The sequence below is a fragment of the Rhodovibrio sodomensis genome (assembly GCF_016583645.1).
Classification (GTDB): Bacteria; Pseudomonadota; Alphaproteobacteria; order Kiloniellales; family Rhodovibrionaceae; genus Rhodovibrio; species Rhodovibrio sodomensis.
Genome location: NZ_NRRL01000163.1, coordinates 1 through 8,247 on the forward strand (window position 1 = coordinate 1; position 8,247 = coordinate 8,247).

The 8,247-nt window shown below is 68.4% G+C and carries 6 protein-coding genes and 1 tRNA gene; 5 read left to right on the forward strand and 2 right to left on the reverse strand.

All coding sequences use genetic code 11. The annotated features are described in order from the left end of the window. Positions 1 to 624 precede the first annotated feature (624 nt). On the forward strand, positions 625 to 1,587 hold the full coding sequence (locus tag CKO28_RS25565) for a hypothetical protein (RefSeq protein ID WP_200343929.1): 963 nt from the start codon (positions 625 to 627) through the stop codon (positions 1,585 to 1,587). Between the two features lie 150 nt (positions 1,588 to 1,737). Here CKO28_RS25565 and CKO28_RS25570 read toward each other — a convergent pair. Then, positions 1,738 to 1,814: transfer RNA gene (locus CKO28_RS25570), tRNA-His, on the reverse strand. A gap of 199 nt (positions 1,815 to 2,013) precedes the next feature. Here CKO28_RS25570 and CKO28_RS25575 point away from each other — a divergent pair. From CKO28_RS25575 to CKO28_RS25590, 4 genes are all read left to right on the forward strand, one after another. After that, the gene (locus CKO28_RS25575) at positions 2,014 to 3,204 is read left to right on the forward strand and encodes a pyridoxal phosphate-dependent aminotransferase (RefSeq protein WP_200343931.1); all 1,191 of its coding nucleotides are present in this window, start codon (positions 2,014 to 2,016) and stop codon (positions 3,202 to 3,204) included. Positions 3,205 to 3,646: 442 nt separating this feature from the next. Then, positions 3,647 to 3,985 carry a P-II family nitrogen regulator gene (locus CKO28_RS25580; protein WP_200343933.1) on the forward strand — a complete coding sequence of 113 codons (339 nt, stop codon included), beginning with the start codon at positions 3,647 to 3,649 and terminating at the stop codon, positions 3,983 to 3,985. Positions 3,986 to 4,128: 143 nt separating this feature from the next. Further along, positions 4,129 to 5,538, forward strand: a complete 1,410-nt coding sequence (glnA, locus tag CKO28_RS25585) for a type I glutamate--ammonia ligase (protein ID WP_200343935.1) — start codon at positions 4,129 to 4,131, stop codon at positions 5,536 to 5,538. 361 nt (positions 5,539 to 5,899) lie between these two features. Continuing rightward, on the forward strand, positions 5,900 to 7,555 hold the full coding sequence (locus CKO28_RS25590) for an FAD-dependent oxidoreductase (protein ID WP_200343937.1): 1,656 nt from the start codon (positions 5,900 to 5,902) through the stop codon (positions 7,553 to 7,555). A 220-nt stretch (positions 7,556 to 7,775) separates the two neighbouring features. Here the strand turns inward: CKO28_RS25590 and CKO28_RS25595 are convergent, their stop codons facing one another. After that, positions 7,776 to 8,132 (reverse strand): hypothetical protein, encoded by a 357-nt coding sequence (locus CKO28_RS25595; RefSeq protein ID WP_200343939.1) that lies wholly within the window; start codon positions 8,130 to 8,132, stop codon positions 7,776 to 7,778. Positions 8,133 to 8,247 lie beyond the last annotated feature (115 nt).

An 8,247-nucleotide genomic window follows, 5' to 3' on the forward strand; every position in this document is an offset into this window, starting at 1 on the left:
AGTAGCGCCGGAACGGCTCAATCCGGTCTCTGTGCCGAAGACAAGCGGCCAGACTGTCCATATAAAGCGTGAAGCGCTCAGCCTGCGGCCCATCCATCCACTGGAGATCCATCGACACCCCCACATCAAGATTGAATCTCCAAGGTTACCACTTTATGTGGGGGTCGCCACAAAAATCGTCCAATATCTTGTGACTCAGTAAGACTACGACGGCTTCGGAATTGGCGGCGCTGCGTTTGCTGTCGCTGACAATCAGCCGATGCAGATCGCCGTCGCGCTCGCCCATATCTGGTGCGCCCTTCCTAATCTGGTGCGCCGCTCTCAGGATAGCCGTAGCGCCCCGCTGAGGCCTCTCACACAATGCTCAGGAGCCTGCGCCGGGGGTATGTGCCTCCGCCGCCTTTTTTATATCCTCAAGGCCGGATGCAGCGATGGGTCGTATCCGGCGAAGGGGCCTAGCGATGAGCGACGAGAGTGCAGACACGCTCGGGGCCGATCGCGCAAGGCGCCTGGCAGCAGCCCGCGCGCGCCTGCGCCCAGCGGCCGAGGCGCAGAGCGCATTTCTCGATAGGGTGTCTGTCAGCGACGAGTGGCGGAGGTTCTGCAATGAGTGACGACCAGTCTATGCCTGACGGCACGCCCGATCCAACCGAAGAGGACCTATGGCACGCCCTCTCTGAGCTGATGCGGCGCATCCCCGGCCGGGCGCAGCGCACGATGGCCTTGGCCGCCGGCGTCAGGGCCGCGCTCTACGAGCGGATGGGCCAAGCCAAGAGCCCGGAGACCGATCTCACAAGCGAGGAGCCGCCGATCTCCGAAGAGGCCGAGCGCACGCTGGCGACCTTCCGCGAGGATCCGCCGTTTAGCCTGCCGCGCTTGCAGGCGCGGACAGCGCAACAGCGGCTCGAGCGCGAGCTGGACAAGTGGCCGACGGAGAGGCGGGCCGAGCTGATACGCGAAATGCGCGACAAACTAGAGCGGCGGAGGGTGGTGCTCGGCGAGATCCAGCCCGCGGACGCCCGACAGGGTCAGCAGTGGCTCCAGGAAGCAATCGACGACGCTCTGCAAAGTGGCGATTCGACGCGCTCGATCAACGACCTCCTGCGCGAGCACAAGAAGCGCCAGGCGTTCCGCGAGCTCATCCAGGAGATCGTCGAGCAGCCGGACGAAGAGCAGATCAACGCGATGCGCGGCGCGCTCCGGCAGATGCGGCGTGACCGGCGAAATCTCGAAGCGATCAGTCGGATCGTAGATGAGGACCGCCACCAAGCAACGCTGGACGCGATCGAAAGCGCGGATCGGGGCGAGTGTGCGAGCCAAGCCGAGATAGAGATCGCCGACGCCGAACGGCGCAGCCAGGCAGATACATCTGATCGTCCGCGTTGGGGGCAGATCACCCAGGTCTTCGGCTTCCAATCTCCTGATGGCCGGCGCGCCACGTCAGTCTGGGACGGCGCGATCTGCTGGCCCGTCGACACGGCACGGAGTGTCGACGTCGAACTCGGCCTCGGCGCGATCGTATGGTTCAGGCCGGCTGGCGAGTGGGCCGTCATCCAGCACGTCGAGTCGCCCGGTGAGGACGAATAGCCCTTCCGGAAATTTCCGACATTCTTTCCGACATCAGGTACTGTCAGCGGCTGTAAAGCCGCCGAAAGCCGCTGTATCGCGAGTGCCGGAATACGCCGGAAGCCTCCGGGGCAAACCGCGAACGCGGTGCAAAAAACCTAGGGAAATCAGTGGGGTGGCCAGCGGGATTCGAACCCGCGACCTCATGGACCACAACCATGCGCTCTAACCGACTGAGCTATGGCCACCACACGGGAGGGTGCGGCGGCCCGTTCGGACCCGCCGCACGCCCGTGTCTCTAACCGCCGGTAACAGGCCCGTCAAGCGGTTGGATGTGCGGGCTTGCGAGGGGCTTGCGCCGACGGCTAGCATGCAGCCCGCCGACGGTCCGGCCTTGCCCGCCGCGTGCCGCCGTCTCCCCCGGCCAATGATGGATACCCCGCCCGCATGGTCACCCGCGCCGCCGCCCTGGACCGCCTCGGTACCGAAAGCGCTTTCCAGGTTCTGGCGCGCGCCAACGCCTTGGCCGATCAGGGCCGGTCGATCATCAATCTGGGGATCGGCCAGCCGGACTTCCGCACCCCCGAACACGTCGTCGAGGCCGCCTGCAAGGCGCTGCGCGACGGCCACCACGGCTACACGCCGGCCAAGGGCATCCCCGAGCTGCGCGCGGCCGTGGCGGACGACGTCGCGGCGCGCACCGGCGCCCAGGTCAACCCCGAGCACGTGGTGGTGGTGCCGGGCGGCAAGGTCACGATGTTCTTCGCCATCACCATGTTCGGCGAACCGGGGACGGAGATCGTCTACCCCGACCCGGGCTTCCCGATCTACGAATCCCTGGTGCGCTATTCGGGCGCGCGCCCCCGGCCTTTGGCGCTGCGCGAGCAGGACGGCTTCGCGGTCACCGCGGACGCGCTCGCCGGGGCGATCACCGCCGACACCCGGATGGTGATCCTGAACACCCCGGGCAACCCGACCGGCGGGGTGATCCCGCGCGCGGAAATGGACCGGATCGCCGGGGTGCTGGCGCGCAACCCGCAGACGGCCGTTCTGTCGGACGAGATCTACAGCCGCCTGATCTACGACGGTCAAGAGCATGCCAGCCTGCTCGCCTATCCGGAGCTGCGCGATCAGGTGATCCTGCTCGACGGCTGGTCGAAAACGCACGCGATGACCGGCTGGCGGCTCGGCTTCGGCGTCTGGCCGGAAGCGCTGGTGGCGGATGCGGAGCGGCTGGCGATCAACAGCCATTCCTGCGTCAACGCCCCCGCGCAGCACGCCGGCCTCGCCGCCCTCACCGGCAGCCAGGACCACGTCGCCGCGATGCACGCCGCGTTCGACGACCGCCGGCGGGCGCTGGTCGACCGGCTGAACGCCATTCCCGGCATCACCTGCCCGACCCCGGGCGGCGCATTCTATGCCTTTCCCAACATCGCCGGCACCGGCTACGGCGCGAAGCAGCTGGAGACGGCGCTGCTCGAAGAGGCCGGCGTGGCGACGGTCGCGGGCACCGCGTTCGGCGCCGCCGGCGAGGGCTACCTGCGCCTGTCGTACGCCAACACCAAGGACAACGTCCTGGCGGCGGCGGAGCGGATCGACGCCTGGCTGACCGGGGCGCGCGACCGGCGCAGCGCCTAGCCGCTGACCACCGGCCGCGCGCGCCCGCTGCCGTCCGGGAAGGCAGACTGCTCAGGAATTGGGCAAACGGCGCGACCAGCACCGCGCCCGCCGCAGCGCGCCAGGCCGGCGATGCCGGGCTGCGCCGCGGGCATGCGGCCTCGGGACCCGGTTGGCACGGCGCTTGCTCTCGCTCAGGAACAGCGGCGCTGCGACACGGCGAGGGCCGCTTGCGGCTAAGCGCAGATGAGCGCGCCCGGCAGCAACAGCGGGAGCACCGCGCCGGTCGCCCGACACCTGGACGTGCCCGGGCCCGGCGAGATCGGGCCAGCCGGTTCAGAGGCGGGGACAACCGGAGCCGCGCTCCCGGGCGCGCGGCATGAACGGCGGAACCGGACCCGGCCTCGACCCCCGAGGCCGGCCAACCGGGGCCCAGAGACAGAGAGGCAGGGAACGAGGGGCCATGAAGAAGATCGAGGCGATCATCAAACCCTTCAAACTCGACGAGGTGAAGGACGCCCTGCACGAGGTCGGGATCAAGGGCATCACGGTGACCGAGGCCAAGGGCTTCGGCCGTCAGAAGGGCCACACCGAACTCTACCGCGGGGCGGAGTACGTCGTCGACTTCCTGCCCAAGGTGAAGATCGAGGTCGTGCTCGACGAGGCTCAGGTCGAACGGGCCGTGGAGGCGATCCAGCAGGCCGCGCAGACCGGGCGCATCGGCGACGGCAAGATCTTCGTCTCGACCGTGGATGAAGCCATCCGCATCCGCACCGGCGAACGCGGCGGCGAAGCGGTCTGACCCGCTGAGCCGCCCGCGGCGGGTCGATCCCGCCGGTTCACCCTCGCCGTCGTTCGGCGGGCGCCCGTCCACGCGGGTGTGCGCCGTTCGGCTCAGCCGCAATCGATAACGTCAAATCTCAAGAATCGAGAACGGGGAACGACATGAGCGACGCGCAGACAATTCTGCAAATGATCAAAGACAACGAGGTGAAGTACGTCGACTTCCGCTTCACCGACCCGCGGGGCAAGTGGATGCACGTCGCCCAGCACGTGAAGACGGTCGATGAGGACCTGCTGGACGAAGGCATCATGTTCGACGGCTCGTCGATCGAGGGCTGGAAGGTCATCAACGAATCCGACATGAACCTGAAGCCCGACCTCAGCACGGCCGTGATGGATCCGTTCGCCGCCCAGCCGCAGCTGATCCTCTACTGCGACGTGCTGGAGCCGTCGACCGGTCAGCCGTACGACCGCGATCCGCGCACCACGGCCAAGCGCGCCGAGGCGTTCATGTCGCAGTCGGGCATCGGCGACACCTGCTTCTTCGGGCCCGAGGCCGAATTCTTCGTCTTCGACGACGTCAAGTTCGGCACCGACATGCACCACTGCTTCTACAAGTTCGAGAGCGAGGAAGGCCCGTACATGTCGGGCGCCGAGTTCGAGGGCGGCAACCTCGGCCACCGGCCGCGCGTCAAGGGCGGCTACTTCCCGGTCCCGCCGGTCGATAGCGGGACCGATCTGCGCGCCGAGATGGTCACCGTGATGGAGGAAATGGGCATCAACGTCGAGAAGCACCACCACGAGGTGGCGCCCTCGCAGCACGAGCTCGGCATCTCCTTCAACACGCTGGTGAAGTGCGCCGACGACATGCAGATCTACAAGTATGTCGTCCACAACGTCGCGCACGCCTACGGCAAGACCGCGACCTTCATGCCCAAGCCGGTGTTCGGCGACAACGGCTCCGGCATGCACTGCCACCAGTCGATCTGGAAGGACGGCAAGCCCGCCTTCGCCGGCGACGGCTACGCCGGGCTGAGCGAGCAGGCCCTGTACTACATCGGCGGCATCATCAAGCACGCCCGGGCGCTGAACGCCTTCACCAACCCGACGACCAACTCCTATAAGCGTCTGGTCCCGGGCTACGAGGCGCCGGTGCTGCTGGCGTACTCCTCGCGCAACCGCTCGGCGGCCTGCCGGATCCCGCACGGCAACTCGCCGAAGTCCAAGCGCGTGGAGGTCCGCTTCCCGGACCCGACGGCGAACCCGTACCTGGCCTTCTCCGCCATGCTGATGGCCGGCCTCGACGGCATCCGCAACAAGACCCATCCGGGCGATGCGATGGACAAGAACCTGTACGACCTGCCGCCGGAGGAGCTGCAGGGCGTGCCCAACGTCGCCGGCTCGCTGCGCGAGGCGCTGACGGCGCTGCAGGGCGACCACGAGTTCCTGCTGCAGGGCGACGTGTTCACCAAGGACCAGATCGAGGGCTATCTGGAGCTCAAGTGGGAGGAGGTCGAGACCTTCGAGACCGCCCCGCACCCGATCGAGTTCCACATGTACTACAGCGTCTAAGCGCCGGGCGGCGCACGCCGCCGGCCGGCCACGGGGCCCGATCGTTCGCGCACGGCGCGCCCGCGGGTCCGGCCGGCGGCGACCGACCGCACGTCAGCTGCGCCAGCGGACGTGGTCGGCCGCCAGCGCGGCCGGCGTTGCGCTGCATCGCAGCGGCTGTCAGCCCAACCGCGCCGACGCCTTGACGCGTCGGCGCGGTTGCCTTTTCCCGGCCCCGGCCCGATGTTGCGGGTGCCAAGCGCTTGCGCGCTTGGCCGGAACCGCCCGCCGGCCGCACCCGTTCGTGCTTCACCGGTCGGCTTGATGCGTCCACGCCGGGCGCGCGCCGATTGATCCTATCGCTTTCGAGAGGCCGCTTTCCGTGTCCGAGAAACCCCGCATCGTGATCTTGGGCGGCGGTTTCGCCGGCATGTTCGCCGCGCGCAACCTGCGCCGGCGGATGGGCGACAGCGCCGAGATCGAACTGATCAACGCGGAGAACTACTTCGTCTTCCAGCCGCTGCTGCCCGAGGTCGCGGCCGGCCAGGTCACGGCCCCGCACGCCGCGTCCCCGCTGCGGCTGCTTTTGAAGGGCGTGTTCGTGCGCAAGGCGGTGGTGCACTCGATCGACTTCGAGCGCCAGGAGATCACGGTCTTCCAGGGCGTGCAGCGCCGGCACACGCTGGTCCGCTACGATCATCTGGTGATCGCGCTGGGTCAGTCGAGCGACCTGTCGATGATCACCGGCCTGCCCGAACACGCGATGACGCTGAAGACGCTGGAGGATGGCCGGCTGCTGCGCTCGCACGTGATCGAGAAGCTGGAGCACGCCGAGATCACCCAGCTGCCGGAGGTCAAGCAGCAGGCGCTGACGTTCACCGTGATCGGCGCCGGCTTCTCCGGCATCGAGACGGTCGGCGAGATGGCCGAGTTCATCGAGCGCTCGCTGAAGTATTACAAGAACATCGACCGGTCGGAGATCCGGATCGTCGTGGTCGAGATGGCGGACCGGGTGCTGGCGGAGCTGCCCCCGGCGCTCGGCACCTACGCCCGGCGCAAGCTGGAGGCGCGCGGCATTGAGTTCCAGCTCTCGACCGGGGTCGAGTCCGCCTCCGGCACGCACCTGGTCACCAGCGCCGGGGAGTGGATCGGCACCCGCACGATCGTGGCCACGATCGGCAGCGCGCCGTCCAAGCTGGTCCGCGACCTCGACCTGCCGCTCAAGGCCGGCAAGATCCAGGTCGACCGGTCGTTCCGCGTGCCCGCGCACGGCAACGTCTGGGCGCTCGGCGACTGCGCGCTGATCCCGATGGTCGACCGGCCGGACGCGAAGTCGGATTACGCCCCGCCGACCGCGCAGTTCGCCGTGCGCGAGGCGCGCCACCTGGCGAAATGCATCGACGACGCGGTCAACGGCAAGCAGCTGGCGCCGTTCGTCTACAGCTCCAAGGGTGCGCTCGCCTCGCTGGGCGCGCGCAGCGGGGTTGGCGACATCATGGGGATCAAGATTTCCGGCTTCCCGGCGTGGCTGATCTGGCGGGCGTACTACGTCGCCTTCCTGCCCGGCATGTCGACGCGCTTCCGGGTGCTGATGAACTGGCTGCTGGACGCGATCACGCCGCGCAACGTGGTCCAGCTTTCCAAGCCGCCGGCGCCCGGCGCCCGGCACGTGCTTTACCACGCCGGCGACCGGATCTACGAAAAGGGCAACCGCGCCGATGGGGTTTACACCGTGGTCTCCGGCGCGGTCGAAATGATCACCCACGACCCGGAAACCGGCAAGGAGCAGCGCCGCCGGCTGGGCCCCGGCCAGCACTTCGGCATGCGCCTGATCCTGGGCGAGGACCGGCGCCAGGCGACCGCGCGGGCGGCCGAACACACCCGCGTGCTGGTGCTCGACCGCGAAGAGGTGCTGAAGATCGCCGACGGCATCGACGACTTCCGCCGGCACTTCGAGGAGCGGATCGAGCGCGAACTGGGCCGCCACTGGGACCGCGGCGACGGCCAACCGGTCAAGCGCGTGGCCGCGGTGGATTGAGCTCGCGACCGGTGCCGCGCCTGTCTCCAAACACCCTCATGATTCCCCTCCTCCGCTGGGAGGAGGGGCTAGGGGAGGAGGGACCACGAGCGCTTATGCCGTGGCCATCAAGATCCAGGGCATCGACGCCGCGAGCAACCTCCTCTCCCTAGCCCTCTCCTCCCACAGGAGGAGAGGGGACAAGTCTTGTGGAGGAGAGTAGAGACGGGATAGCCCGCCCCTATCGCGGCACGTCGACCGTCATCGTCTTGCCGCCGCGGCCGTGGACGTTGTCGCGCGCCTCGATCGTCACGTCCGACACGCCCGCGGGAATCTCGACCCCGCCGAGCGAGCGGGTGAACGGCTGTTCGGTCTCGTGCGGATGGTACAGCGTGCGGGTGCCGAGCACCGTGCCGTCCGGGGCGACGACCCGCCACTGGTCGGCATAGTGGTCCCACCCCGCGTCCGCGTGACGCACCGTCACGGTGACGCGGTAGCGGTCGTCGCCACTGTGGGTGATCTCGACGCCCAGGACGTCCGCCTCGCCCGCCGCCGCCGCGCTCGCGCACAGCAGACCCACGCCGATCATCGCTGTCATCAGGTATCGCATGGCTCGCAGTCTGGCGCGGCCCCGCGCCCGCGGCCAGCAACGATCGTGTGAACGCGCGCGGGGCCGCGCCAGACTGCGAGCCATGCGATACCTGATGACAGCG